The following is a 25,976-nucleotide window of genomic DNA, read 5'->3' as shown; positions in this document are numbered from 1 at the left end:
TCACGCCAAGCGACGGAACACCGGCTTCACCGGTCGTCCGCCCATCCAGAGGCTGGGGTCGGCGGCGTCCAGTGCCTTCCGGTACACCGCACACGCCTGGGCCACCACCTCGACGGTGTGATCGATGTCGGCGTCGCTGAGCGCGCTGCTCACCACGAACGACGGGGCCAGCACCCCGCCTTCGAGGAGCCGGCGCAGGAAGAGAGTGCGGTACTCCTGTGACGGCTGCCCGTTCTCGTCGAGGGTGGCGAAGACCAGGTTGCTGGCCCGGCCCCGGACGACGATGTGATCGCCGACGCCCATGCCGGCCGCCGCGGCGCGGACACCGGCGGCCAGCCGCTCGCCGAGGGTGTGCAGCCGCGCGGTGACGCCCTCTTCGGCGTAGACGGTCTGCACGGCCATCGCGGCGGCCAGCGAGTGCGTTTCCGCGCCGTGCGTGGTGGACAGCAGGAACACCCGCTCGCCGGAGTGCCGCAGCCCGCCCCGCTCCATCAGGTCGCGGCGCCCGGCCAGTGCCGAGACGGCGAATCCGTTGCCCAGCGCCTTGCCGAACGTCGAGAGGTCGGGGACGACGCCGTACAGGCCCTGAGCGCCCGCCTCGGACCAGCGGAAGCCGGTGATCATCTCGTCGAAGATCAGTACGCAGCCGTGCCGGTCGGCCAGTTCGCGCAGGCCGGCCAGGTACCCGGGCGGCGGCTCGGTGTGGGTGGCGGGTTCGAGGATCAGGCAGGCGATGTCGTCCTGATAGCGGGTGAGCAGTTCCTCGGTGGCTGCCAGGTCCCCGTAAGGGAACGCCACCGTGAGCTCGTTGGTCGCCGCCGGAATGCCGGCGGACATCGGAGTGGTGCCGATGAACCAGTCGTCGGTGGAGAAGAACGGCTGGTCGGCACACAGGCCCACCCGCCGACGTCCGGTGGCGGCGCGGGCCAGGCGTACCGCGGCCGTGGTGGCGTCGGAGCCGTTCTTCGCGAACTTCACCATATCGGCGGTCGGCACCGTGGCCAGGAATCGTTCGGCGGCTTCGGCCTCCACGATGGACGGCCGGACGAAGTTGCTGCCGCGGTCGATCTCCCGCCGCACCGCCTCGGTGACCCGTGGGTGGGCGTGTCCGAGGCTGACCGACCGCAGGCCGGACCCGTACTCGATGTACCGGTTGCCGTCGACGTCCCACACGTGGGCACCGCGGCCGTGGCTGATGACCGGGGCCGCGTTCTCGGGGTACTGGTCGTCGCCCTTGGCGTAGGTGTGGGCGCCGCCGGGGATCAGGGCGTGGAGCCGTTCGTTGGCCGCACGCGACCGGGGCAGTTGGAAGTCTTCGCTGTGCAAGCCGACTTCACCTTTCCTTGTGCTTCAGGACCTCGGCGAGGCTCGGTGCCTCTCGGTCCCGCTGGGACATCGACGTGACCGGCAGTGGCCAGGGAATGGCGAGTTCCGGGTCGTCGAAGGCGATCGTCACGTCCTCGGAGGGATCGTGCTCTCTGTCAATACGGTAAGAGGTATCTGTGAATTCGGTAAGAGCCTGGAAGCCGTGAGCACATCCCGCCGGGATGTAGACGGACTTCTGCGTCTCACCGGACAGCTCGAAGAAGGCCCGGTTCCGGTACGTCGGCGAGTCCGGCCGTAGGTCCACGACGACGTCGAAGATCTTCCCGTACGAGCAGCGCACCAACTTGGCCTCGCCGGCGCCGGAGCGCAGGTGCAGGCCACGCAGCACGCCCCGGACCGAGCGGGACACGCTGTCCTGGACGAATGCGTGCGGGTCGAGGCCCACCGAGCGGATCACGTCGACGTCGAAGGTGCGGCAGAAGAAGCCGCGTTCGTCGGCGTACGGCGTGGGCTCGAACAGGTACGCGCCGGCGATCTCGGGGACTTCGGTCGCTTTCATCGGGCCTTCCGCGGGGAGCCGGCGTGGGAGTTCGCCGGGAACAGGGTCGTGGTCAAGTCGGTGAACTGCTGGGCGAGTTGCTCTGCGGCGACCCGGTTTCGCTCGGTGAGCGTCCGCCGTACCTCCACCGCGTGCTTCTCCAGGTCCCGGAACTGTTCGAGCAGCCGGTCGGCGTCGACCTCGCGTGCCGGGTGGCAGTACGCGCCGAGGCCCATCCGGTCCATGAGCGCGTCGCTCTTGGCCGCATAGCTGAGGGCGAGCACGGGCGTTCCGGTCTTCAGCGCGCAGATCAGGTTGTGGTAGCGGACGGCCACCACGGTGTCGGCGGCCGCCATCTCGTTCATCAGGTCCGCCAGTGAGGCCGGTTCGGCCGCAGTGACCAGCGGCGAGTCGACGGCGTCGAGGATCGCGGCGACCACCGACAGATCGCACTGGTCGCCGGTGAGGAGCCGGACCGGCCTGCCCTCCTCGACGAGCGCGCGGACGAACGTGATCGTCCCGTCGAGGTAGCGCCGGTATATCTCCTCCGCCCGGGCACGGTCGTCGTTGCCTCCGTGGAAGTCCATGACGCCCAGACAGACGGGACCCGGTGTGCCGGTGGGCTCGCTCGCCTGCGGCGCCGGCAGTAAGAACGCGAGGTCCGGGTAGACCTGGTCGCGCGCGGTGTCCACGCCCATTGCCCGCATCGCGTCGCGGGACTGGGCGTCCCGGTATGAGCGGTACGCGGCGAGCCGCGCCGACCAGCGCACCAGGGCCCGGGTCGGGCGGTTCTTGATCTCGGCGGCGCCGACGCTGACCAGCGCGACCCGGGTGCCCAGCAGCCGGCCGCTCGCGCAGAGCAGGAACAGCGAGTAGGGGAAGCCCCACGGCCGCAGCGGCAGCGTGGCCTCCAGGACGCCCATGCCCGGAATGATCACCACGTCGTGCCGGCGCACCCATGCGGCGGTGCGGAAGATGTCGACGAGTTTGCCCACACCCTTGCCCGCGATCGCCGCCGCGCGTGACGCGGTCCGGTACTCCCCGCGGTACCAGTGCAGCCGTGTCGCGGGGATCCCGAACCGAGCCGTGACGGCCTCGGGTCCGCCGCACAGCGCGTCGACGACTGCCTCCGGATGCTCGGCGCGAAGGTATTGGAGGACAGCCTCGAGCGACCCGTCGTTGCCGAGGTTGCCGGAGCCGAGCAGGCCGAACACTCCGACGCGCGCCGGGGTCTCGTCCGTCGGTGTCATGCCCGCTTCCCCTCACGGCCGGCGACGACGGCATCGACGGAGACGGTCAGCTGGGCCGGGTCGACCGGGGCCCGGTCCTCGACCCGCTCACCGGCGCCCGGCCGGACCCGGCTGGTCATCCACGCGGCCAGGTGGCGGTAGCACTCACGCCGGTCGGCCGGGGACAACGGGGACCGCCGGATCGCCGAGGCGAAGCCCCAGACGTACTCGGCGAGCAGCCGGGGCGTCGGGTGCAGCAGGCCTGCCCGGCGCGGGTCCAGGTTGGCGCACCGGGAACGTTTGGACGGGTTCGCCCGCTCGGCGCGGGTGGGGTGGTCGCGGCGGAAGTACAGGAGTTCCGGCACCTGGTGGAAGCGGCCGTGCAGGGTGATCTCGGCGACGTACGTGCGGTCCGCGTGGTGGTAGCTGTCCATCGGTTTCACCCGGCGCAGCACGTCGGTCCGCATCACTCCGTAGAAGTCGTCGCCACCGGGCTCGAACAGCAGACTGCGGAAGCGGTCCGGTGCGTGCGGCGAATCGGTGGCGAGCGTGTACTCGTAGGGGACCGTCACCTGGCCGTCGCCGTCGATGACCGCCTGGTCGGTGTGCGCGAGGATCACGTCCGGCCGCTCGTCCAGAGCCTCGATGCAGCGCCGCAGCAGGTCGCGGCCGTAAAGGTCGTCGTGCGAGGCCCACTTGAACAACTCGCCGCGGGCTTCGTCGAGCACATGGTTGTGGTTCGGTGTGGCACCGATGTTCCGGGGCAGCCGGAGGTAGCGGAGGCGCGAGTCCTGCGCGACGTACTTGCGGCAGATGTCCTCGGTCCCGTCGGTCGAGGCGTTGTCGGAGATGACCAGCTCGAAGTCCTCGTAGGTCTGGCCGAGCAGCGCGTCGAGCGACTCGGCCAGGTACTCCTCGCCGTTGTACACGGGCAGGCCGATGGTCAGCCTCGGTCGGTCGGTCATGAGGTCCTCACTTCGGGAACGGAGTCGTGGTGGCGCTCGCGCAGGGCGGACCGCAGCTGCAGCCACCACACGGCCGAGCCGCCGACGGTCGCGGCCGCGACACCCCAGGCCGAGCCGACCGTGCCGGCCAGGGCCGCCCCGCCGAGCCCGCCGCTGACATAGAAGGCGGAGGCGAACAGTTGGCAGCGCAGGCTGCGCCGGGCGGCGCCGAGGGCCCGCAGTCCGGCCGCCGCGCCGGTGCCGAGGCCCGCGCCCGCGACGCTGAAGGTGATCGGCACGATGAGATGCGAGGAGGAGTGCCAGACGTCGCCGAGCAGGAGGTCGCCGAGCCGGTTCGGCAGCAGGAGCAACGAGCCGCCCCACAGCAGAGCGGCGGCGGCCTGTCCGCCGCCCAGCAGGAGACAGAACTTGGCCAGGCGGTGCGGGGACTGCCGCAGCACCCGTGCCGCCTCCGGGACGGTGACCAGCGACAGCCCCATCAGCACGGCGAGGAACGGGCCCATCATCAGCTCCGCGCCCCGTACCGCACCCACCGCGCCGAGCCCGACGATCGCGCCGAGCCCGTAGGCCCGCAGCTGGCTCGCGCCGCTGAGGCTGACGTTCTCGACCAGGTACCGGTAGCCGAGGTCGCGCTGCTCGCGAAGCCACCCGCGCGCCTTGGTCATCCGGGGCCGGATGCCGGACTGGTGGCAGCCGTACGCGGCGGCCACCGCGGCGGACGCGCCCCAGGCCAGCACGAAGGCGCCCACGGTGCCCGCATGGGCCGCCGCCACCATCGCCGGGACGAGCGCCACGCACCACACGACGTCGTTGACGAAGGCCTTCCGCCCGTTGCCCGCGGCGAAGAACGAGAACCGCCAGGCGTCCTGCAGCAGCAGTCCCGGCAGCATGACGCCCAGGCAGGCGAAGGCGGCCCCCAGCCGGCCGCCGAGAGCCAGCCCGATCACCAGGGACAGCGCGCCCATGGAGGTACCGACGCCGAGCGCGGTACCCGTCGACCGGGCCACCGCCCCCCGCCAGGACGCCTCCGGTACACCGCTGAAGCGCACCACGAGGGGGTCGGTGGACAGGCCGCGCGAGACGTTCAGTACCACGCCGTAGGTGACCCAGGCCAGGCTGAACACGCCGAACGCGGTCACCCCCAGCGATCGGGCCACGTAGATGCCCACCGCGAAGTTGCTGATGCTCGAGGCCGCCTGGTCGGCCAGTCCCCAGGACAGCCGGCCGACGAGGGCCCGCCTGGCGGATCCGGCCCGTGGCGCCGCCGGCGGCGGATTCTCCCCCTCGACGGGCATCGACGTCATGTCTTGATCAGCCCTGCCTCGTGCAGTGCGCCGGCCGCGTCGGCGACGGTGTCGAAGGGCAGCCCGGACCGCTCGGCGACGTCCAGCAGACTGTGCTCGCCGTCGGAGAGGTTGAGGACCCAGAGCATGGCCATCTGGGCCTGCTTGGTGTCGCTGCGGCCGCCGAGCGCGTCGTACAGGCCACGGCGGCCCAACTGCGGTTCGCCGTAGGGGCTGATGTTGAGGTACCGCCGGTTGCGGTCCAGGACGGCGAACGCCTCGCGGCAGACGGCGAGAGTGTCCGCCATCGCCTCCGGGGAGACGAAGTCCAGGTTGTCCGCCGAGGTGTGGTACTCGGGATAGCCCGCGTACGGGGTCCGGGTGAGCGAGCCCACGCCGAGGTTGAACCCGGGCGAGCAGTACTGCCGCTCGTCGTAGCCGTACGGAGTGAACTCGTTGACCTGGTGCGGGCGTTCGGAGGCGGCCAGCACGTGCCCCAGCACCCGGTCGATCTCCGCGTCGCCGCGCCTGCTCTGCTTGTACGTCAGTTGCCCCGGGTCTCCGGCGCAGGCCAGCACGAGCCCGTGCTTGACCCGCTCCACCCGCTCCGCGTTGCGGGCCAGCCAGGTGATCGCCCCGATGGTGCCGGGCGCGAAGATGAACCGGTAGGTGTAGTACGGCGTCTGCCGCGCCAGCTCCCGGGCCAGGTACGTCGCCACCGCGACGCCGGCCATGTTGTCGTTGGCCAGTGACGGGTGGCAGATGTGGCAGGAGACGATCACCTCGTCGGGGACCTGTCCGGGGACCACGTGCTCGGCGTAGGTGAGGTGACCGTCGGCGAGTGTGGAGTCGATGCGCACCTCGTAGTCGCCGTCCGGCATCGCGTCCAGGGTCTCCTGGGCCAGACAGAACCCCCACTCCGGCTTGTAGTAGCTGGTGCGGTACGGCACCCAGCTCGGGTGGTCCGGCAGGGTGTGCAGGTGGTCACGCAGCTCGGTCAGCGGCATCGTCGCCGACACGGGCACGCTGTAGCCGAGCACGTGCAGGCTGGACGCGGCGAAGTCGACGACCCGGTGGCCGGTGCCGTCGGCGATGTACGCGTCGCGGATGTTCCACTCCTGCGGCACCGTCCAGTCGAGCACCTGCGTCCCGGTCGGCACCTCGTGCACCTGCAGCGGGAGGTACTCGCCGACGATGTCCAGGGTGGCACGGACACCATCGCCGGTGATGCTCCGGCACAGCGGGTACAGCCGCTCCACCAGGGAGTGCATTTCTTCGCCGACATGGGTCATCGGCGCCACCGCAGGGTGTCGTCGACGTTGCCGGCCTCGGTCGCCGCGCGCAGCACGGCGAGCCGGGTGAAGCGCTGCTCGAAGTCCTCCTTGGTCAGGTCGAACTTCCGGTAGGCGTCCGCGAGTTCGAGCGCGCCGCGCTTGACCGACCACTCGATGTCGAAGCCGGGGATCGCGGCGCGGAACCGGGAGAAGTCCACCCGGTACGAGCGCGGGTCGGCCCCGTTCTCCCCGGTGATCCGCACCTTCGCTCCAGGTACCGCCTCGGCGACCTGATCGGCGATCTCGGCGACCGTGACGTTGTTGGTCTCGCTGCCGATGTTGAACGCCCGGTCGTGGACCGCCTTGCGCGGCGCGGTCAGCGCGGCCGTGAAGGCCCGTGCGATGTCGGCGGCGTGCACCAGCGGGCGCCAGGGGGTGCCGTCGGAGAGCACCAGCACCTCGCCGGAGAGCAGCGCGTGGCCCACCAGGTTGTTCAGCACGATGTCGGCGCGCAGCCGGGGTGAGTAGCCGAAGGCGGTGGCGTTGCGCATGTACACCGGGGTGAAATCGTCGTCGGCCAGCGCGTGCAGGTCGTCCTCCACCCGCACCTTGGACTCGGCGTACGGGGTCACCGGGCGCAGCGGGGCGTCCTCGGCGACCAGGTCGTCGCCGCCGGCGGCGCCGTATACCGAGCACGTCGACGCGTAGAGGAAGCGCCGCACTCCTGCGTCGCGGGCGAGCTGGGCGAGGCGTACGGACGCGTGGTGGTTGATGTCGTAGGTGAGTTCCGGGGCCAGCGATCCCAGGGGGTCGTTGGAGAGCGCGGCCAGATGGATCACGGCGTCCACCCCGGACACGTGCTCGGCCGTGATGTCGCGCAGGTCCACCCGGTACCCCTGCGGGTCCGCGGGTGTCTCGCCGAGGACGGAGTCGGCGAACAGGCCGGCATCGAGGCCGACGACCTCGTGTCCTGCGGCTGCGAGGACCGGAGCCATGACGGTCCCCAGATATCCCTGGTGTCCGGTAAGCAGTACGCGCATGGTTCAACCTCCCAGGTTGAGCGTGATTTTGGTGGCGGCGAACGCTTCCGCGTACCGCTCATGGCATTCGATGCCACGGATCCGGGCGAGGCCGAGGAAGGCCTCCCGGTCGTACCAGGGCCGGTGCCGCTGCGAGGCGTAGTGCTCCTGCAGCAGCCGCACCTTCTCCTCGGCGATCTGTGCCGACAACGGCTGGTACGCCGTCATCCGGCCGAGGTCGCCGTCCCACTTGACGATCTCGTAACCGAGGACGAGGTGGTCGCGGAAGGCGGTGGGTATCAGCTGTGCCAGGCCGCGGTGGTCCTGGTGGGCGTCGTCGGTGCGCGGGGCCAGGATCAGATCCGGGTCGGTCCGGGCACGCAGTTCCTCGACGGCGGCCTTGGCCTCCTCCCAGTGCACCGGCATGCGGCCGTCCGGCAGTTTGAGCACGGTCAGTCGCAGGTCGGCATCCGGGCAGAAGGCGGCCAGCGCGGCCTGCTCCTCCTGCTCGCGTTCGGTGCCGCCACCGGAGAGCACCAGCGCGTCGACGCGGATACCCGGCCGCGTGTGGCACAGCGTCAGCAGCGTGCCGCCGGCGCCGATGGCTATGTCGTCGCAGTGCGCGCCCACCGCGACGATCCGGTCCGGGCGGCCGGCCCCGAGGCCGATCACGCGCCGACCCCGGCGTCGTCCCGTTCCCACACGGCCCACGGGCGGTCGCCCAGGGTGTAGGCGGTGTCGAGCGCGGCGCGCTCCTTCACGGTGTCGGTCGGCTTCCAGAAGCCGCGGTGCTGGTGCGCGACCAGCCGCCCGCGCTTGGCGAGTTGGCCGCATCCGTCGGCGACCAGGTCCCCGTTCTCCGGTATGTGGTCGAAGACCTCCTGGCGGAGCACGAAGTAGCCGCCGTTCTCCCACAACGGCATGTCGCTCACCGCGGTGATGCCGCCGACCAGGTTGTCCTCGCCCAACTCCACGCAGTGGAAGGAGGACTGGGGCGGCACGACCATCATCGAGGCGCCGGCGTCGCGCTGGGAGAACTTCTCGATCATCTCGGGCAGCGGGGCGTCGGTGAGGACGTCGGCATAGTTGGCGAGGAACATCTCGTCGCCGTCCAGGTGGTGCCGCACACGGCGCAGCCGCTCCCCGATCGGCGACTCGATGCCGGTCTGCGCGAACGTGATGGTCCAGTCGGCTATGTCGGTGGACAGCAGCTCGGTCTGCCCCTTGCGCAGCACGAAGTCGTTGGACGTCGTCTCCTCGTAGTTGAGGAAGAAGTCCTTGATGTGGTGGGCGCCGTACCCGAGGCACAGGATGAACTCCGTGTGCCCGAAGTGCGCGTAGTAGCGCATGACGTGCCAGATCAGGGGTCTCGGGCCGACCATCGCCATCGGCTTGGGGACGTCGTCGGAGGTTCCGTTGCGCATCCGCATCCCGTAACCGCCGCAGAACAGAACGACCTTCATGCTGTGACCTTTCGGGACGCGACCTCGACAACACTCAGTTCCGGGATGGGAAAGACCAGTCGGCCGCCCCAGTCGTGCACGTAGGACAGCTGCTCGACCAGCTCGGCCCGCAGGTTCCACGGGAGGACGAGCACGTAGTCCGGCTTGTCGGCGGCTATCTGCTCGGGCGGCAGGATCGGGATGCGGGTGCCCGGGGTGAACCGGCCGTGCTTGTAGGGGTTGCGGTCGACCGTGTACGCGAGCAGGTCGGGCCGGATACCGCAGTGGTTGAGCAGGGTGTTCCCCTTGCCCGGGGCGCCGTAGCCGACGACCGTCTCGCCGCGCTCGGCCGCCTCGATGAGGAACTTGAGGAGGTCGCGGCGCACCTTGGCCACCCGGGCGGAGAACTCGGTGTAGCCGGACAGTTCCTGAAGCCCGGCGGCCTTCTCACGGGCCAGCACGTCGGCCACCCGCTGCGTCGGCTCGCCGGCCACCTCGGCCGGGCGGGCCCACAGCCGGATGGAGCCGCCGTGCGTGGGCAGCAACTCCACGTCCACGAGCGTGAGTCCGCCGCTCGCCAGGGCTCGGATCGCGGACGCGACCGTGTAGTACTGGAAGTGCTCGTGGTAGATCGTGTCGTACTGGTTCTCCTCGATCAGGGTCAGCAGGTGCTGCACCTCGATGGAGACCCAGCCGTCGTCGGCGACCAGGGCGCGCAGCCCCTGGGTGAAGCCGATCACGTCGGGGATGTGCGCGTACACGTTGTTGGCCACGACCAGGTCCGCCGGGCCGTGCTCCGCGCGGACGGCCGCGCCGGTCTGTGGGCTCAGGAACTCCGTGAGCGTGGGCACGCCCTTGTCCCGTGCCGTCGCGCCGACGTTCACCGACGGCTCGATGCCGAGGCAACGGATCCCGCGGTCCACCACGTGCCTCAGCAGGTACCCGTCGTTGCTGGCGACCTCGACCACGAAGGCGTCGGAGCCTTCGGCGCCGAGTCCGACCCGCTGCACGGCGTCCGCGACGAACGTCCGCGCGTGCTCCACCCACGAGGTCGAGTACGAAGAGAAGTACGCGTACTCCGTGAAGGTCTCCTCCGGCTTGATCAGCGGCGGTATCTGCGCGAGCCAGCAGTCGGTGCAGACCTGCAGGTGCAGCGGGTACGCGGGCTCCGGCCGGTCGAGTTGGTCCGCGGCGAGGAAGCTCTCGCATGGTGGCGTCGCCCCGAGGTCGACCACGCTCGCCATCGCTTCCGAGCCGCACAGTCGGCATCGTGTCATCTGCTGTTCCCATCCCCCCAGCTCGCGCGGGTGTCCCCGCCGCGAGGCAGTGCTGACCGACCCGCGATCGCGGTGCGGTACTCATCAACCAGACGGTCAAGGCCGACCGTCGGGCTGAAACTCTGTTCGTAACGGCGCCGGGCCGCCTCGCCCATCTCCCGGTTACGGGCCGGTTCGGCCGCGATCCGGCGTATGCATGACGCGAGCGAGGCGGACTCGCCCGGGCGGTGGAGCAGCCCGGTCATCCCGTCCTCGACGAGTTCGACGAAGGCGCCGTGGCCGGCGGCGACGACCGGCACTCCGGCCGCCATCGCCTCCACGACCACCAGGCCGAACGCCTCCAGCCACGTCGAGGGAGCCACCACGGCGACCGAGCGCGCGATGGCCTTCTGGCACTCCGCCGTGTCGTACAGGCCGACGTACTGCACGTCGTCCCGGCCCGCCGCCCAGGCGGTGACCTCGGCCTCCAGTGGTCCCGTGCCGGCGATCACGAGCGGTACTCCCACACCGCCGCTCGCTGCGATCTCGTCCCACGCGGCCATGAGCAGCCGTACGCCCTTGGCCTCCGCGAGCCGGCCGAGATAGAGCAGATGCTCGCCGGCGTCCGTTCGGCGCGCGTCCGGGTCCGGCACGAAGTTGTGCTTCACCGCCAGGCGCTCGGCCGGCATCCCGGCATGCACCAGGACGTCACGCTGCGCCGCGGAGATGCAGAAGAAGCGCTCCACGCCGGACCACCACCGCCGCCGGTTGGCGGACAGGCTGACCGCGAGCGGCACGGTCGCGAGGCGGGAGCCCCGGTAGCAGCCGTGCCGGACGGCGGGCAGCGGTGTCGAACCGACGCACTCGGTGCACGGCCGGCCGTCCCGCTGCAGGGTGCCGGGCGGGCAGACCTGGGTGTAGTTGTGCAGCGTCGCCACGGCGGGCACGCCGGCGTCGGCGCAGGCGGCGAGCACCGCGGGCGACAGGAGCGGGAAGACGTTGTGGACGTGGACGATGTCCGGCCGCTCGGTGCGGAGCCGGGTGGCGAGTTCGGTGCGGACCGCCGGGTTCCACGGCACCCGCAGGGGCACCGCGACCTTGGCGAGGAGGGACATGGCGCCGATGTCGTCGCTGCGCCGCTCGAACATCTCGACCCGGTGGCCGCCCTCGCGCAGCAGCTCGGCCTCCTGGTCGACGACCTTGTTCTCGCCGCTCGGCTGCGCCGAGGCGTAGCGGTTGTGCACCACGAGGATGTGCATGCTCACCTCACTTCCGATTTCTGGGCCCAGCGCGGGATGCGTTGTCGAGGGACGACGGGCGTCGCGAGGGGGCCGGCCTCGGCAGGTGCCGCCAACAGCGAGACGGCCAGGGCCAGATGCAGCAGATACGGCGAGGCATCACCGAGGCCGGCCTCGGTGTACGACGCGATCGCGCAATAGCTGATCAGGAAGATCGCGCAGGCCCGCTGCAGCGACGGTGGCCGCAGCAACGCCACGCCGCCCAGCACGATGAGGAACGCCGCCACGAGGGTGACGCCGATCAGACCCTGCTCGTTGTAGACGGCCAGCCAGCTGTTGTCGATCGGCAGGCCGCCGAACGACTTGTCGCCCAGACCCACGCCGAGCCACTTCTCCCCGGTCGACCGGGGTGCGGACAGCAGGGCGTCCCAGACCTTGGCGCGACCGGTGAGGCTGGAGAAGTTGTCCTTGCTCTGTCCGCGCAGGAACCACGCCTGCAGCGCGCCGGCGAACCCCACCGCGGCCACCGTGGCGCACACCACCGCCCAGGTGAAGAAGCGGCGGGCCGCGGCGCTGGTCAGCAGGAGCGAGCCGATCGCCAGCACCAGCCCCAGGAGCAGGCCGAGCGTGGCCGTCCGGGTATGGGTCAGCGCGAGCAGGACGAGGGAGGGCACGATGACCACCACCGCGCTGGTCCTGTCGATCCGGCGCCCCAGGAGGAGCAGCACGGTGAGCCCGATGATCACCGCGGCGTACTGGCCGATCTGCGGCGGGGTGAGCGGCCACAGCGCGCCGACCAACCGCCCGCCGTAGACGTCGGGCAGGGCCGCGCCCGGTGAGATGGCAAGGCCGAGGGCCACCGACCCGAGCACCGCGAAGTACATCCGGATGTGGTGCCGTACGAACGTCAGGCTGCCGTCCCACCAGCGGCTGAGCAGCCACAGCGTGCTGACGAAGAGGGTCAGCCGGAAGCAGCGGAACAGCGCGCCGAACCCGGACTCCAGGTGAGCGCTGGAGATCACGCTCGCCACCAGCAGCAGGGTGAGCAGGAACATGTACGCGCCGGGTCGGATCCGCAGACGGGCATTGACCGCGAGCGCCAGCGCGAACGCGGCGACCAGTGCGCCCATGGTGACCATCTGGATGAGGGAGCGGGGCAGCGGGATGATGGTCTTCGCCCCGGCGGAGCCGAGCGTGTTGAGGACCAGCAGCCCCCAGACCACCCCGACGATCTTCGGCGTGCGCTCTGTCTCCATCTCAGCCACCGGCCTTCGGGTCGGGGGCGAGGGTGCTGCCCGTGTCCTGCTGGTACGGCGTGCCCTGCCATTGCGTGAAGTCGAGCACGCGGGCCGGGTCGTGGGCGACGAACTTCCATGGTCCGACGTAGACGTTGTCGTGCCAGCGGTTGTGCTGCTCGGTGGTGATCGCGTCGGCCACGCTCTCGCCCTTGTACGGCGACCAGTCCGGATAGGTGCCGTAGTTGGACAGCACCGCCATCCGGTCGCACTTCGTCGTGCACTTGACGACGGACATGTCCAGCACGAAGCGGTTGTCGTGGATGTCCACCCGCTGGGTCTTCCACCGGCAGTCGGAGTAGAGCGGCGCCTTGGCGATCGCCGGCTTCGCGCAGCTGTCGGTCTTCTTCACCAGCAACGTGCAGTCACCGGACGAGGTGTTGGCCGGGCTGTTGCAGAACCGGTCCGCGTTCTCCCACAGGGTGATCCCGGACCAGTTGTTCTCCAGCAGGTTCCGGTAGATCTCGATCTTGTCGGTGCGCGCCTTGACCCGTGCTTCCCCGCCCGACTCGGACAGGTAGACGGTCGCGAAGGGGAAGCTGTCGCCGTTGTCGGCCGCCTTGCTGCCCTCGACCCAGTTGTTCCGCCGGATCGTGTTGTTCCGGATGATCGCGTTGTAGCTGATCTCGTAGATGAGTGCGGCACCGTCGTTGGCCTCGATCACGTTGTTCTCGATGAGGAAGTCGTTGTTGTTGGTGTCCGCCCACAACCCGGTTCCCCGATTGTCGTGCACCCAGTTCCCGCGTACATCGGCGCCGTTGACGGCCCAGAACTTGATGCCTCCGGTGCACCCGCAGCCCGGCTTGCGCCGCTCCCAGTCGCCGGTGTTGTTGCCCACGATCTCGTTGCCCTCGACCACCAGGCCGGTGATACGGCCGTTGCCCTTGTACGCGTTCATGCCGTACTGGCCGTTGTTCCGCAGGCAGTTGGCGCGGACCTGCTGGCGGGCACCGGCCATCAGCCCGGCACCGTCGTTGTCCTGGATCGTCGAGTCCTCGATCACCCACCCGTCGGCCGAGTCGTGGTTGACCACGCCCTCGTCCGACGGCGCCGCGAAGCGCTGCACGGTCAGGTAGCGGATGGTGACGTCGCGGGCGCTGCCGCTGAACGCGTACTGGTTCTTCTTCCCGCCGTCGAGCACCGCGCCCGGCGCACCGAGGTAGCGGTCCCCCTTCTTGGGGACGACCTGTGCGTAGCGGTCCGGGTCGAGCCTGTGCTTGCCCGGTCGGAGCCAGAACGTGGTGTTCGAGGGGTTGCTCCGGGTCTTGGCCGCCAGGTCGCCGACCTTCGCGGGGTCGACCGTCACCGCACCCGCCGGTGCCTTGACCGGCCCGGCCGCGGGGTTCGCGCACACCCGGGCCAGGGACGTGGAGCGCGCCCCGGACGTGGTCGGCACGACGGTCGGGTCCGCGCTCGTGCGGGCGTCGGGTGCACTGTCACAGCCGGCCGCCGCCAGCAGGGCCAGCGCCAGCGGTGCCACCGCCAACGCCCAGGGCCGCCTCTTGATCCCCATCCGCCCCCCTAGCCGCGGAACCTGAGCACGGTGGTGAAACCCTCCGCGCCGTCGGTGGAGCCGGTGCCGATCAGAGTGGTGGCCGGTTCCTTGCACCCGAATCCGGCGGAGTACCAGCCCAGCGGCGGCTCGGTCTCGCCGCGGTACGCCTGCCAGGACAGTTGCGCGGGCAGGTCGAGTACGGCGGAGCGGTCCTCGCCGTCGCGGGTCCAGGTGAGCTGTGCCCGGTTCCCGACCAGGTCGGCGGTGATGGCCGGGCCGAGGTGGAACGCCAGGCGTGCCTCCCGGCGCGGGCCGCGCACCTCGTCCACGATCCTCAACTCCTGGATCTCCGCGGTCAGTTCCACCTTTCGTTGGTGCACAGTGCCCTGGTAGCCGTCATGTTCGGCACTCCAGCGGGCCGTTTCCGCCGTCAGGACCCGGCTTTGCGCATGCCGGGTCCACAGGAAGGGGCCGCCGGAGACGGACTGGTCACCGCCGTCAAGCTGCAGGGTGTTGTGGCCGAGGGTCGACCGGAAGTACTGCCGCCATTCGGGCTGCCCGTGGTAGCAGTACGTCCCCGGGTCGGCGAGCACGTCGACCCCGTCGTGCCGGACCTCCACGGACAGCGCGTCCGCGTGGGCGTGCGCGGCGATGGACAGGAACCCGTGCGGACCACCGTCGCAGCGGCACCAGATCTCCTCCGGGCCGCGCAGGATGGTCATGCCGGCGTCGGCGAAGTGGGCCGGCCTGCTGTCCGGGCGGGACACGGCCGGTCCGGTTCCGTTCTTCGCGTACGGCTTGATGAGCGCGGCCAGCAGCGGGGTGCGCACATCGGTGGCGGTCACCCCGGGCCACCAGTCCAGCCGGCCGAACACGGCCTCCCCGGTGGCCAGCAGTGAGCCCCAGCGGTCGGTGCCCGCGCCGTCCACGATCAGACCGTGCCCGTCGTCCGCGTCCCCCTGACGCGGCGGCCGCAGCCGGTTGTCCACGATGGCCGCGAGCGCGTCGGTCATGCGCAGCAGCACAAGACGGACGGATGCGGGGACCGGCACCGCGGCGGCATCCGCCTCGGCCAACGCGGCCAGGCCGAGCTCCAGGACAAGACCGTGGTACTCGGTGGCCAGCTCTCGGTTGAGGCCGGAGCCGTAGGTGTTGCCGCGCAGATGCCGATCCAGCGAGCGCAGCGCGTCGGCCCGCCAGCGCGTCGAGGAGGGGAACCAGTCGAACGCACAGGCCGCGGCGAACTGACCGGCGGTCTCCGCGATGACGTGGTTGTTCGCCGAGGAGCCCCGGCTGGGGAAGGCGGCCAGCCAGCGCTGGTGGTGCCAGATCTGGTTCCGCGCCACCGGGTTGCCCTCGAACAGGTCGGCCGCGCCCGGCCAGCCGTCGAGCAGTCGGCGGATCCACACCCAGGACAGCAGCCGGATGCCCAGCTCGATGCCGCTGATCCAATGGACACCGCTCAGCGGCGGGTTGGCCGACCACCACGACCGCAGGTGCTCGGCCACGCGCTCGGCGTACCGCTCGTTCCCGGTGATCGCGTAGGCGGCCGCGAGCTGCGTGAGGTACTGGTGCCGGGACGGCTCCCAGATCTGTTTGATGTCCCCGACCGCATCCTCACTGCGGTACGGCACGTCGAAGGCGTAGCCCGAGGGGGCCCGGCGCCCGGTCTTCGGGTCGCGCCACCAGTCCGGGTCGGCCAGGTCGTCGCGGAGCACGCCGAAGAACTCGGCGTGCCCGTCCATCAGCCGGTCCGCCTCGGCGATGAGGCGTTTCGCGGCGTCGGCGGGTACGGCGGCGATCGTCCCGGCGGGCAGTACGGCGGTGAACCGGGCGCCGGTCGTGCTCGGGCAGTCGGGCGGCGCTGACCGCCAGCGCCGCCTGCGCACCGTGTCGCCCACCCGGCCCGCGACCTCCTGCGGCCCCATCCGGGACAGCCGCCGGAGGTACCAGCCCACGCTCATGGTCATCAGGGCCTCGCCAATATCACCGGCACGCCACCGGCCAGACCGACCTGCACCGCGAGGGTGGCCGCCGTGGTGGCGACCAGCGACTCGAGCGGCACCGGCATCGGCCCGCCGGTCCGAACCGCCTTGATGAACGCCGCCAGTTCGGCGTTCTGGCCCTTGTCCCGCGCTTTGGGCAGCCGCGAACTGACCCACTTCTTACCGCCGTACACCGAGGCACGCACGAAGTCGTCGAGTCGCAGCGCGCGGCCGTCCGCGACCAGGTCCAGCGTCTCCTTGGGGAAGCCGGACGGGCCGGTGGTGACGTAACTGACGGTGGCGGTGGATCCGTCCGGGTAGCGCAGCACGACCTGCAGGTCCTCGTTGCCGGACGTGGCGGTCGCGTACACCGAGACCGGGTCCGCGTCGAGCAGCCAGCTCGCCGTGTCGATGAAGTGTCCACCCTCGCCGGCGAACCGCGAGCCCTCGGTGCCCTGCTGGAGGTACCAGCTGCCGTGCGTGAGGCGGCCCGCGTTGACCAGGTAGCGCAGGTGCGCCGGACCGGTCCGGGGGCCGAACTGCTTCCTGGCCTCCTGCAACAGCGGCGCGAACCGGCGGTTGAAGCCCACCTGGAGCCGGTCGTTGCCGGACTCCTCCACCGCCGCGAGCACGCCCGCCAGTTCGTCCTCGGTGAGGGCCAGGGGCTTCTCCACGAACACGGTCTTGCCTGCCAGGAGGGCCTGCCGGGTCAGTTCGGCGTGCGAGCTGTGCCGGGTGACCACGAACACCGCGTCGATGGACTTGTCGCCGAGCACGGCGTCGAGGTCCGTGGTCGCCTCGGCGAAACCGAACTTCCGCTGCGCGTTGGCCGCGGACAGCGCCGTCGTGGTGACGACGGTCGACAGCTCGACGCCCTCGCGCTGCGCGAGGTGCGGCAGCAGCATCGACGTGGCGTAGTTGCCGGCGCCGACGAACGCGAGGCGCACCGGCGTGTTGGCGGCCCGGGCCGGACGTGCCTTCACAGCCACCGCGGGCACGGTGACCGCCGGGGCCTTCGCCTGCTCCGCTTCCCCCGCCTGTTCGGGGTACCGGAACAGCGCGGTGACGGCCTTCAGCTCGCCGTCCTTCAGGCGCTGGTAGGTCTCGACGGCGTCATCGAAGTCGGCGACGTGGGAGATCAGGGGCTCCACGTCGACCTTGCCGCGGGCGGCGAGGTCGAGGAAGCAGGCCAGGTTGCGGCGCTCGGTCCAGCGGACGTAGCCGATCGGGTAGTCGCGGCCCTGCAGCTCGTACTCCGGGTCGTAGCGGCCGGGGCCGTACGAGCGGGAGAACCTGACGTCGAGTTCCTTCTCGTAGTACGCGTTCCACGGCAGGTCCAGGCGGCACTTGCCGATGTCGACGACCCTGCCGCGGTCCCGGGCCAGCTTGGCGGCCAGTTCGACGGGCTGGTTGCTGCCGCCGCCGGCGGCCAGGTACACCTGGTCCACGCCGTGTCCGTCGGTGAGTTCGGCGACGGCGTTCTCCACGGCGGCGGAGGCGGGGTCGCCGCAGGCCGCGGCGCCCAGGCGCTCGGCCAGCTCGCAGCGCGCCTGGTCGGGGTCGGCGCCGACGACGCGGACTCCCGCGGCGGCCAGGAGCTGCACCACCAGCTGGCCGATCAGCCCGAGGCCGATGACCAGGGCCACTTCGCCGAGCTGCGGCTCGCCCTGGCGAACGCCCTGCAAGGCGATCGATCCGACGGTGCCGAAGGCCGCGTGCTGCGGCGCGAGGCCGTCCGGCACCGGGACGTAGAGGTTCTTCGGCACCCAGTTGAGCTCGGCGTGCAGCGCGTGCTCGTTGCCGGCGCAGGCCACGAGATCGCCGGCCTTCACGTCGTCGATCCCGGCGCCGACCTGCTCGACCACCCCGCACAGCGAGTAGCCCAGCGGCGTGTAGGAGTCCAGCTTGCCCATCACCTTGCGGTACGTGGCGGGCACCCCGTTGGTGGCCACGCTCTGCATGACCTTGGCCACCTGGTCCGGGCGGGAGCGGGCCTTGCCCAGCATCGACATCCCGGCCTCGGACACCTTCATGAGCTCGGTGCCGGTGGAGATCAGCGAGTAGGCACTGCGGACCAGGACACCGCCCGGCTTGCACCCCGGCACCGGCACGTCGAGCACCGCCAGCTCGCCGCTCTTGTAGTTCTGTACGACCTGTTTCACCGAAGTCCCCTGTTTCCTAAGACGTTTACCGAGTGCTCTGGCCGGACCCGGAGGTCGCATTGCGGTACCAGTACTCGAGAGTCAGCACATGCCACAGATGCTTGGAGAAGTCCTGCTGCCCGGCGGCGTCCGCGGCGACCATCCGCGCCAGCGCGTCGCGGCGCAGGATCCCGGAGCGGACGAGCTCGCCGTCGTTGACCACCTCGCGCACCAGCGGTGCCAGGTCCCGGCTCATCCAGGCCCGCAGCGGGGCGCTGAACAGGCCTTTGGGCCGGTACGCGATCTCCCGCGGCAGGATCGAGGTGGCCGCCTCCTTGAGAACGGCCTTGCCCTGCCGTCCGACGATCTTGCGGTCGCCCGGCACGGCGAACGCCGCCTTGACCACCTCGACGTCCACGTACGGCGTCCGTACCTCGGTCGAAGCCGCCATGCTGGAGCGGTCCGTGTACGTGAGGTTCAGGCCCGGCAGGAACATCCGGGAATCGGTCAGGCACATGCGGTTGACGAAGTCGTCGAGGTCGTTGTCCTGATAGACGTCCTGATGTTCGGTCAGTACGTCGTCGACCGTCCCGGCCAGGTCCGGATCAAGCAGGGCGAGCAGCTCGTCCTGGTCGTACATGGTGTAGCTGCGCCGGAAGGCGGTCTCCTCCGGCAGTTCGGCGAAGGACAGGAACCGCTTGGCGAAGCGCACCGACCGGAACCCACGGCGGGAGGTGGCGACCGGCAGCCGGTCCACGGCCGCGGACACTCCGCGCCGCAGCGGCCGCGGGACGCGCTGGTAGCGCAGCGCGATCAGGTTGGCCAGGTGCTTGCGGTACCCGGCGAACAGCTCGTCGGCGCCCATCCCCGAGAGCATCACCTTGACCCCGGCCTTCCGGGCCGCCTCGCAGATCAGGAAGGTGTTGATCGCCGCAGGGTCGCCGATCGGCTCATCCAGGTGGTACGTCATCTGCGGCAGCAGGTCGAGCACGTTCGGGGCGATCTCGATCTCGTGGAGGTCGACGCCGAACCGCTCGGCCACCTGCCGGGCGTAGCGCAGGTCGTCGGGCATGGCCTCGAACCTGGCGTCCTCGGCGCGAAACCCGATCGTGTAGGCGGAGATCCCCGGCTGATGGCGGGCCGCAAGGGCGGTCAGCCAGCTCGAGTCGAGGCCGCCGGACAGGAAGGTCGCCACGGGGACATCGGAGAGCAGGTGCCGCCGGGTCGACTCCTCGACGATGGCGGCCAGGTCCGGTCGTTCACCGGCCCGGGCGCGTTCCTGGCCCTCGGCGGCGACGTCCTTCAGATTCCAGTACCGGCCGCGCTCCACCCGGCCGTCGGGCCGGCACCGCAGCCAGCTCCCCGGTGGCAGCTTCTCCGCCTCGCGGAACGCGCACCGCGAGTCCGGCACCCAGTAATAGAGGAGGGAGGCCACCAGTGCCGCATGGTCCACCTCCAGCTTGCCGCCGGTGGCGGCGGCGAGTGCCTTCAGCTCGGAGGCGAAGACCAGGCCCTCACCGCGACGGAGCAGGAACAGCGGCTTGATGCCCAACTGGTCCCGGACCAGCACCAGTTCGCCGGTGCGCTCGTCGAAGATGGCGAACGCGAACATGCCGCGCAGCCGGGGCAGGCAGTCCGTGCCCCAGCGCCGCCAGGCCTCGAGCAGCACCTCGGTGTCGGAGGTACCGCGGAAGCGCACCCCGGCGGCCTCCAACTCGGCCCGCAGTTCTGGCGCGTTGTACAGCTCGCCGTTGTACGTCAGGACGAGGCTGTCCTTGACCATCGGCTGGGCGCCGGTCTCGGACAGGTCGATGATGGACAGCCGGCGGTGCCCGAGCTGAACCTCGCCGTCACCGACGGGGTGGCCGTAGCGGCCCGACCCGTCCGGGCCGCGGTGGGCGAGGGTGTCGGTGAGCCGGTCGGTCACGATCTTGCCGTCCGGCCATCGGTAAGTACCTGCGATGCCACACATGTCCTACCGCACCTCCTGGTCGCTGTCCGGGACTCGTGCGGCCCACATCGGCTGTCGCTCCGTCTTCACCTGTCCGGTCCCGTTCTGCCGGGCCGTCCGCTCGCTGTGCCCCCGCAGTGCGATGTGCAGCCCGTCCCAGAGGGTGCCGTCGGTCCGGTCCCGCGGATCGGGGTCGATCAGCACCACGCCGACCACCGCGATGCGCTGGTCCGCGAGCTGCCGCGCCACGGTGTGCAGCCATGCGGCGCTGCCGTGCCCGGCACGCACGACGAGCACGGTGTGGGTACCGAGGTACTGGAGGTCGGTCCACGCGGTGCCTGGTGCCACCGAGCCGACGCCGAGCAGGCGCCCGTGGTCCGGCACCGTCGTGGCCTGTCGGCCGCTGACCACGGTGGGGTCCCCCGGCTTCGGGCGGTGGCGGGAGAGCTCCGAACCCGGTAGACCGTCGACGACGACCACGGGCCCGTCGGCCGCCAGTGCCCTGGCAACGTTCAGGGCGATCGCGCTCGTGCTGCGCGCACAGCCCAGTTCCAGCAGCGACAGTGGTTCCGCGGAGCCGCGCGCGGTGCGGGCCAGGGACGCGGTGAGCCGTTCGCGTGCCAGCCGGGTCCGTCGGCGCTGCCACGGCCGGCCCGACCGGCGGGGCAGCTCCGAGATGACCGAGGCACCCAGGTTCGCTGCGATGTCCCGGCGCAGTACGGGGCGGTCCGCGACCACCACGCCGACCGCGGCCAGCGCGAGCCCGAGGAAGAGTCCGAGGACGAGCCCGATCCCGGCGTCGGTGGCAGCGGCCTTGGGCAGGGAGTGCCGTACCGCGCTCGGGCTGTCCACGATCTGCGTGCCGGCGATGACCGCGGGCGTGCCGGTGCGGGCATCGGCGGCGCGCTCGTCGAAGTCGGAGATCCGCGAGTTGAGTTCGGCCCGGCGGGCGTAGAGCGACTCGAGGCTCGCCGCCCCCGTCGTATCGCCGGCCGCGGATCGCTCGTTGATCTGCTTGTTGACCGTGGCGAGCTCGCCGCGCGTACGGTCCCGCTGGGCGAGCAGGGCCTTGGACTCGGCCAGCGCGGTTGCCTTCATACGCTGCACGTGGTCCGCGACGAAGGCGTCGGCCAGCGCTTTGGCCCGGGCCACCGCCTGCGCGTCGTCTTCGCCGGTCACGTCGATCTGCAGCAGGTTGTTGGTCAGGCCGGTGCCCCGGTAGTCCTTCATGAAGTCCTCGGGTTTCTCCGGGGACTTGAGGGACTTCAGGGCCGCGTCGGCGATGCGCGTGGTCTGCAGCAGCGCGACGTCGGTGCGGATCAGCGTTCCGGTGTCGTTCGGCTGGTCCTCCGCATGGGCGACCAGCACCTTGGTCATCGCGCTCGGCGGCGGCGGCATCAGGACCGCCACTGCCACGCCGGCCAGGAAGCCCAGGACCGCCATGGCGCACCACAGGCGACGGCGCCTGCGCACCGCCACCACCAGCGCCTGAAGGTCCAGGAGCGGGGTGGCGGCCGACTCCGGTGAAGTCGTGTTCGTCGTCACGCCCGACCTCCCGTCGCGCGGCCGGGAACCGCGAACGTCAGAGTGGCGTCGTCCGGCAGATCGGCGGCAGGGCGCGCGGGGCGGGCCTGGACCGGGCCTGCGACGACGACGCCGACGATGTCGTGCCGGCCGCCCGCGCACGCCTCGGCGATGCCGGCGAGCTCCTCCGCGGTCCAGCTGTTCGCACTGAGGACCACCACCGCACCGTTCTCCGTCCCTCGGTCCGGCACGACCGGCCGGTCCACCGACACCTCCACCACCCGCAGCAACGGATCGTTCTTGGCCTCGGCGAGTAGCTGCCCCACGGCCCGGCGGGCGATCTCGTCGCCGTCCGGTACGACGACCAGCAGCCGCCGGGGAGCCGGCAACTGCTCCCGGAGGCGGGCACACACCCGCCGGTAACGGAGCCGTCTGCCGGCCTCGTCGCCGGACTTCTGCAGGGCCGGTTCGTCCCATCGGGTGTCGGTGCCGAGGAGTCGCCGGATCCGGGCTCGCCGGCCCCCGCCTTCCGGCCCGCGCGCGGGCCATTCACCGGGCACGTCCACGGCGCCGAGCGGTGTCGAGCCCAGTGCCGCGGCGATCTCGGGTTCGGTGCGCAGTCGGCGGTTCATCCGTGCGGCGACGAGATGGCCGACGACCGCGAGCAGGAAGAACACCAGCGCCCCGCCGACGATGAGTTGAATCCTCGTCGGCGGCGCCTCACCGGTGGGCCGGGCGGCCTGCCCCATGACGACCATGCCTGACTTGCTGGTCGACGGGTCGGCCTCTTCCAGCTTCTTCATGGCCGCCTCCAGCGAGGTGCGCAGGTTCTCGAGCGCCGTGCGGGACTGCACGCTCTCCACGGTCTGTCCCGGATCGGCCGCCTCGGCCAGCTCGGAGATGCGCCGGTCGGTCTCCGCCACCTGCTTGCGCAGCGCCTCGGTCTGCGTGGCCACCGAGGCGTCGGTGCCGCTGCCCGCGACCTGCGCGGCGAACTGCACGAACTGCTGGGCCACCCCGTCAGCGAGCCGCTGCGCGCGCTCCGGGGTGTCGGCCGTACCCGAGATCGTGATGATGTTCCCGTCGGCGGCCGTGGCGCTCACGTCGTCCTGCAACTCGGAGCGGCTGACGTCGGACCAGTGCAGAGCGTCGGCCGTACGGTCGACCACGGTCAGACTGGTGACGATGTCGACCTGGGTGAGCAGCTCTCGCTCCTCCCACACCCCTGGCAGCAGTACCGGTGCCGACGCGGTGTATCTCGGCGGGAACACCAGCACCGAGGTGCCGTAACCGAACAGTGCGCCCACCACGGCGAGGACGGCCAGAAGCCGCCACCGCCGCCGGAGTATCCGCCCAATTGTGACAAGGCGGATGGTGTCATCGTTCAACTGCGCTGCCTCTTCTTCCTCGTGCGCACCGGACCGCCCGCCGGGACCGCATTGCGGTCCCGGCACGCGGCGGCGTAGGCGGCGAGCAGCGATTCCTGCGAGTTGCGCCAGGACAGCTGCCCGCCTATTCGTTCCTGGCCGATCTTGCCCATCCGGGCCCGTTTGTCCGGATCGTCCAGCAACTGCGTGATGAGCCCGGCGAATTGGGCCTCGTCGTTGGCGGGCGCGTAGACGGCGGCCTCACCGGCGGAAACACGCGCCTCCTTCAGGTCGAAGGAGACGATCGGCCGGCCCATCGCCATGTACTCCAGGACCTTGTTCATGGTCGACACGTCGTTGAGCGGATTGCGCGGGTCGGGAGACAGGCACACGTCCGCTGTGGACAGGTAGCGCACCAGGTCGGCGTCCGGGATGCGCCCGGTGAACTGCACCTGCTCGGTGAGACCGAGCTCCCGGGACAGCTCCACCATCGCGTCGAAGGCGTCGCCGGAGCCGATGAACACCGCGTGCCAGTCGGTCCGCCCGAACTCGTCGCGCAGCTTCGCGAGGGCGCGCAGGGCGTAGTCGACGCCGTCCTGCGGGCCCATGACGCCCAGGTAGCACAGCAGATGGGGCTTGCCGCGCTTCAATTCCACCTCGGGCGGCACCGGCTGGAACCGCTCGATCTGGGGCGCGCTGCGCACCACGAAGACGTCCTCCGGCCGCTTGCCGCCGCGGCTCACGGCGACGTCCCGGTAGCTCTCGTTCGTTGCGAGCACGATGTCCGCGGCCCGGTAGGTCCGCCGTTCCAGCGCGCACACGGCGCGGTAGAGCAGGTCCTTGCCGCGGTCGAAGCGGGAGAGGTACAGCTCGGGCACCAGGTCGTGCTGGTCGAAGACGAACCGCGCGCCACGCCGCCTCAGCCGCCGGACCGACAGGAACAGCAGGTCGGGCGGGTTGCAGGCGTGGACCACGTGGACCGGGCCGACCTTGCGGGCGAGCCGGGCCGTGTGCCACAGCGCCGAGCCGTACTCCTGCAGATAGCCGGCCGGTCCTCCGGTGGCGGCGCGCAACGGGTAGCGGTGGATCCGCACCCCGTCGATCAACGCCTCCGGCTCCGTGTCCCGCTTCTCGCCACGGGGGCAGATGACGTGCACCTCCCAGCCCGCGTCGCGCAGCGTCGTGCACTCCTGCCACACCCGTCGGTCGAACGGCACCGACAGGTTCTCCACCAGGATCAGCGCGCGCCGGCCCGAGCCGTCTGCGCTGACTTCGTTACCAAGCAAGGCCCATGTATCCCGGTTCGGTCCGGCGCGTCTCGGCGTCGGGAAGACGGATGAGGTCGACTATCACCGGGCCGCCGCCGTGAGGCAGGGCCGCGAGGACAGCCGGGTCTTTGGTCCCGACCACGCACACCTCGGCATGGTCGAGCACCTCCTCGACGGAGTCGGCGAGCAGCTGCGCGAGGTGCGGCAACCGGGTCTCGATGTACTCGCGGTTCGCGCCGATCAGCCGGGAGAGGCTCACGTTGGCGTCGTGGATCCGCAGGTCGTACCCCTTGCCGTGGAGCCGCTCCGCCAGCTCGACCAGCGGACTCTCCCGGAGGTCGTCGGTGCCGGGTTTGAAGGACAGCCCGAACATGCCCACCCGGCGCTTACCGGTGCGCTCCACCAGGTCCACCGCACGCTGCAGATGGTCGGAGTTGGATTGCAGCACGTGGGAGAGGATGGGCACCGAGACGTCGGCCCGCTGCGCCGCGTGGACCAGGCTGCGCAGGTCCTTGGGCAGGCAGGAGCCGCCGAAGGCGAAACCGGGCCGCAGATAGGCGGCACTGATGTTCAGCTTGCGGTCGGCCAGGAACACGTCCATCACCTGGTGCGAGTCCACCCCGAGCGCCTGGCACACCGCGCCCAGCTCGTTCGCGAAGCCGATCTTGAGGCCGTGGAACGCGTTGTCCGCGTACTTGATCGCCTCGGCCGTCGGGACCGGAACCCGGAACACCTCGCCGGGCAGGCTCTCGTACAGCGCCGCCACCACGTCGCCGCTGGCCGGGTCGAGCTCGCCGATGACCGTCTTGGGCGGGTCGAAGAAGTCCCGCACGCTGGTTCCCTCGCGCAGGAACTCCGGGTTGACCGCGACCCCGACGTCCACTCCGGCGGTGCCACCGACGTTCTTCTCCAGGATCGGTACCAGAAGGTTCAGGCAGGTGCCCGGGAGCATGGTGCTCCGGAACACCACGGTGTGCCGGCTCCCCTGCTTGGCCTGCTCGGCCAGCGCGGCGCCGATCTCCTCGGTGACCCGTTCCAAGTACGTGGTGCACAGGCTGCCGTTGGGCTCCGACGGGGTTCCCACACAGATCAGCGACACGTCGCTGTCCATGATCGCCTCACGGACGTCGGTGGTGGCGCGCAGCGCTCCCGTCCGCACGACCTCCGCGGTGAGCTCGCCGATCCGCTCCTCGACCACCGGGGCCTTGCCGTCGTTGACCAGGTCGACCTTCACCTGGTTGACGTCCACGCCGATGACCTCGTGCCCCATGCCGGCCAGGCACGCGGCCGACACACAGCCCACGTAGCCGAGCCCGAACACGCTGATTCTCATGACCCGTTCCTCCCCCCAGTCAGGCCCTTGTGGCCTGCTGTCTCCCC

20 protein-coding genes are annotated in these 25,976 nt (G+C 70.8%); all 20 read right to left on the bottom strand.

Annotated features, from left to right (window positions below):
* The 20 genes from OHT57_RS41790 to OHT57_RS41695 are packed head-to-tail and all read right to left on the bottom strand — an operon-like array spanning position 1 to position 25,929.
* The gene (locus OHT57_RS41790) at positions 1–1,326 is read right to left on the bottom strand and encodes a glutamate-1-semialdehyde 2,1-aminomutase (protein ID WP_328752161.1); all 1,326 of its coding nucleotides are present in this window, start codon (positions 1,324–1,326) and stop codon (positions 1–3) included.
* Positions 1,327–1,333: 7 nt separating this feature from the next.
* Complete coding sequence (gene rfbC / locus OHT57_RS41785) at positions 1,334–1,885, bottom strand: dTDP-4-dehydrorhamnose 3,5-epimerase (protein ID WP_328752160.1); 552 nt, start codon at positions 1,883–1,885, stop codon at positions 1,334–1,336.
* Entirely contained in the window at positions 1,882–3,114 is a 1,233-nt protein-coding gene (locus tag OHT57_RS41780) for a polysaccharide pyruvyl transferase family protein (protein WP_328752159.1), read from the bottom strand. Before OHT57_RS41780 ends, rfbC begins: the two co-directional genes overlap by 4 nt.
* Positions 3,111–4,058 carry a glycosyltransferase family 2 protein gene (locus OHT57_RS41775; RefSeq protein WP_328752158.1) on the bottom strand — a complete coding sequence of 316 codons (948 nt, stop codon included), beginning with the start codon at positions 4,056–4,058 and terminating at the stop codon, positions 3,111–3,113. Before OHT57_RS41775 ends, OHT57_RS41780 begins: the two co-directional genes overlap by 4 nt.
* Positions 4,055–5,362 (bottom strand): hypothetical protein, encoded by a 1,308-nt coding sequence (locus OHT57_RS41770; RefSeq protein WP_328752157.1) that lies wholly within the window; start codon positions 5,360–5,362, stop codon positions 4,055–4,057. Before OHT57_RS41770 ends, OHT57_RS41775 begins: the two co-directional genes overlap by 4 nt.
* Positions 5,359–6,642, bottom strand: coding sequence for a DUF4910 domain-containing protein (locus OHT57_RS41765; protein ID WP_328752156.1), 1,284 nt, complete (start codon positions 6,640–6,642; stop codon positions 5,359–5,361). The genes OHT57_RS41770 and OHT57_RS41765 overlap by 4 nt, the downstream gene beginning before the upstream one ends.
* Positions 6,630–7,655, bottom strand: coding sequence for an NAD-dependent epimerase/dehydratase family protein (locus OHT57_RS41760; RefSeq protein ID WP_328752155.1), 1,026 nt, complete (start codon positions 7,653–7,655; stop codon positions 6,630–6,632). Before OHT57_RS41760 ends, OHT57_RS41765 begins: the two co-directional genes overlap by 13 nt.
* A gap of 3 nt (positions 7,656–7,658) precedes the next feature.
* A complete protein-coding gene (locus OHT57_RS41755) occupies positions 7,659–8,306 on the bottom strand; it encodes a PIG-L deacetylase family protein (protein WP_328752154.1) in 648 nt (215 codons plus the stop codon).
* On the bottom strand, positions 8,303–9,097 hold the full coding sequence (locus tag OHT57_RS41750) for a glucose-1-phosphate cytidylyltransferase (RefSeq protein ID WP_328752153.1): 795 nt from the start codon (positions 9,095–9,097) through the stop codon (positions 8,303–8,305). Before OHT57_RS41750 ends, OHT57_RS41755 begins: the two co-directional genes overlap by 4 nt.
* Positions 9,094–10,353, bottom strand: coding sequence for a class I SAM-dependent methyltransferase (locus tag OHT57_RS41745; RefSeq protein ID WP_328752152.1), 1,260 nt, complete (start codon positions 10,351–10,353; stop codon positions 9,094–9,096). Before OHT57_RS41745 ends, OHT57_RS41750 begins: the two co-directional genes overlap by 4 nt.
* Complete coding sequence (locus tag OHT57_RS41740; protein ID WP_328752151.1) at positions 10,350–11,591, bottom strand: glycosyltransferase; 1,242 nt, start codon at positions 11,589–11,591, stop codon at positions 10,350–10,352. The genes OHT57_RS41745 and OHT57_RS41740 overlap by 4 nt, the downstream gene beginning before the upstream one ends.
* A gap of 2 nt (positions 11,592–11,593) precedes the next feature.
* Positions 11,594–12,826 carry an O-antigen ligase domain-containing protein gene (locus tag OHT57_RS41735; protein WP_328752150.1) on the bottom strand — a complete coding sequence of 411 codons (1,233 nt, stop codon included), beginning with the start codon at positions 12,824–12,826 and terminating at the stop codon, positions 11,594–11,596.
* A gap of 1 nt (position 12,827) precedes the next feature.
* On the bottom strand, positions 12,828–14,378 hold the full coding sequence (locus OHT57_RS41730) for a right-handed parallel beta-helix repeat-containing protein (protein WP_328752149.1): 1,551 nt from the start codon (positions 14,376–14,378) through the stop codon (positions 12,828–12,830).
* A gap of 8 nt (positions 14,379–14,386) precedes the next feature.
* Positions 14,387–16,330: a heparinase II/III family protein gene (locus tag OHT57_RS41725; RefSeq protein WP_328752148.1), complete on the bottom strand. Its 1,944-nt coding sequence runs from the start codon at positions 16,328–16,330 to the stop codon at positions 14,387–14,389.
* Positions 16,330–18,507: a bi-domain-containing oxidoreductase gene (locus OHT57_RS41720; protein ID WP_328752147.1), complete on the bottom strand. Its 2,178-nt coding sequence runs from the start codon at positions 18,505–18,507 to the stop codon at positions 16,330–16,332. Before OHT57_RS41720 ends, OHT57_RS41725 begins: the two co-directional genes overlap by 1 nt.
* A gap of 25 nt (positions 18,508–18,532) precedes the next feature.
* Positions 18,533–20,458 carry an asparagine synthase (glutamine-hydrolyzing) gene (gene asnB / locus OHT57_RS41715; RefSeq protein ID WP_328752146.1) on the bottom strand — a complete coding sequence of 642 codons (1,926 nt, stop codon included), beginning with the start codon at positions 20,456–20,458 and terminating at the stop codon, positions 18,533–18,535.
* A 3-nt stretch (positions 20,459–20,461) separates the two neighbouring features.
* Complete coding sequence (locus OHT57_RS41710) at positions 20,462–21,982, bottom strand: Wzz/FepE/Etk N-terminal domain-containing protein (RefSeq protein WP_328752145.1); 1,521 nt, start codon at positions 21,980–21,982, stop codon at positions 20,462–20,464.
* Positions 21,979–23,349, bottom strand: coding sequence for a Wzz/FepE/Etk N-terminal domain-containing protein (locus tag OHT57_RS41705; RefSeq protein WP_328752144.1), 1,371 nt, complete (start codon positions 23,347–23,349; stop codon positions 21,979–21,981). Before OHT57_RS41705 ends, OHT57_RS41710 begins: the two co-directional genes overlap by 4 nt.
* Entirely contained in the window at positions 23,346–24,614 is a 1,269-nt protein-coding gene (locus tag OHT57_RS41700) for a glycosyltransferase family 4 protein (protein WP_328752143.1), read from the bottom strand. The genes OHT57_RS41705 and OHT57_RS41700 overlap by 4 nt, the downstream gene beginning before the upstream one ends.
* The gene (locus OHT57_RS41695; protein WP_328752142.1) at positions 24,604–25,929 is read right to left on the bottom strand and encodes a nucleotide sugar dehydrogenase; all 1,326 of its coding nucleotides are present in this window, start codon (positions 25,927–25,929) and stop codon (positions 24,604–24,606) included. Before OHT57_RS41695 ends, OHT57_RS41700 begins: the two co-directional genes overlap by 11 nt.
* Between the last annotated feature and the right edge of the window lie 47 nt (positions 25,930–25,976).

The sequence above is a fragment of the Streptomyces sp. NBC_00285 genome (genome assembly GCF_036174265.1).
In the GTDB taxonomy this organism is placed as follows: Bacteria; Actinomycetota; Actinomycetes; order Streptomycetales; family Streptomycetaceae; genus Streptomyces.
The sequence above is the reverse complement of the archived record's forward strand: the minus strand, read 5'-3'. Positions and strand labels throughout refer to the sequence as shown.

What these genes read in the sequence shown, in the direction of transcription:
- rfbC (WP_328752160.1), bottom strand. Translation starts at nt 1,885, where the DNA reads ATGAAAGCGACCGAAGTCCCCGAGATCGCCGGCGCGTACCTGTTCGAG.
- OHT57_RS41780 (WP_328752159.1), bottom strand. Translation starts at nt 3,114, where the DNA reads ATGACACCGACGGACGAGACCCCGGCGCGCGTCGGAGTGTTCGGCCTG.
- OHT57_RS41775 (WP_328752158.1), bottom strand. Translation starts at nt 4,058, where the DNA reads ATGACCGACCGACCGAGGCTGACCATCGGCCTGCCCGTGTACAACGGC.
- OHT57_RS41770 (WP_328752157.1), bottom strand. Translation starts at nt 5,362, where the DNA reads ATGACGTCGATGCCCGTCGAGGGGGAGAATCCGCCGCCGGCGGCGCCA.
- OHT57_RS41760 (WP_328752155.1), bottom strand. Translation starts at nt 7,655, where the DNA reads ATGCGCGTACTGCTTACCGGACACCAGGGATATCTGGGGACCGTCATG.
- OHT57_RS41750 (WP_328752153.1), bottom strand. Translation starts at nt 9,097, where the DNA reads ATGAAGGTCGTTCTGTTCTGCGGCGGTTACGGGATGCGGATGCGCAAC.
- OHT57_RS41745 (WP_328752152.1), bottom strand. Translation starts at nt 10,353, where the DNA reads ATGACACGATGCCGACTGTGCGGCTCGGAAGCGATGGCGAGCGTGGTC.
- OHT57_RS41740 (WP_328752151.1), bottom strand. Translation starts at nt 11,591, where the DNA reads ATGCACATCCTCGTGGTGCACAACCGCTACGCCTCGGCGCAGCCGAGC.
- OHT57_RS41735 (WP_328752150.1), bottom strand. Translation starts at nt 12,826, where the DNA reads ATGGAGACAGAGCGCACGCCGAAGATCGTCGGGGTGGTCTGGGGGCTG.
- OHT57_RS41730 (WP_328752149.1), bottom strand. Translation starts at nt 14,378, where the DNA reads ATGGGGATCAAGAGGCGGCCCTGGGCGTTGGCGGTGGCACCGCTGGCG.
- OHT57_RS41725 (WP_328752148.1), bottom strand. Translation starts at nt 16,330, where the DNA reads ATGACCATGAGCGTGGGCTGGTACCTCCGGCGGCTGTCCCGGATGGGG.
- asnB (WP_328752146.1), bottom strand. Translation starts at nt 20,458, where the DNA reads ATGTGTGGCATCGCAGGTACTTACCGATGGCCGGACGGCAAGATCGTG.
- OHT57_RS41695 (WP_328752142.1), bottom strand. Translation starts at nt 25,929, where the DNA reads ATGAGAATCAGCGTGTTCGGGCTCGGCTACGTGGGCTGTGTGTCGGCC.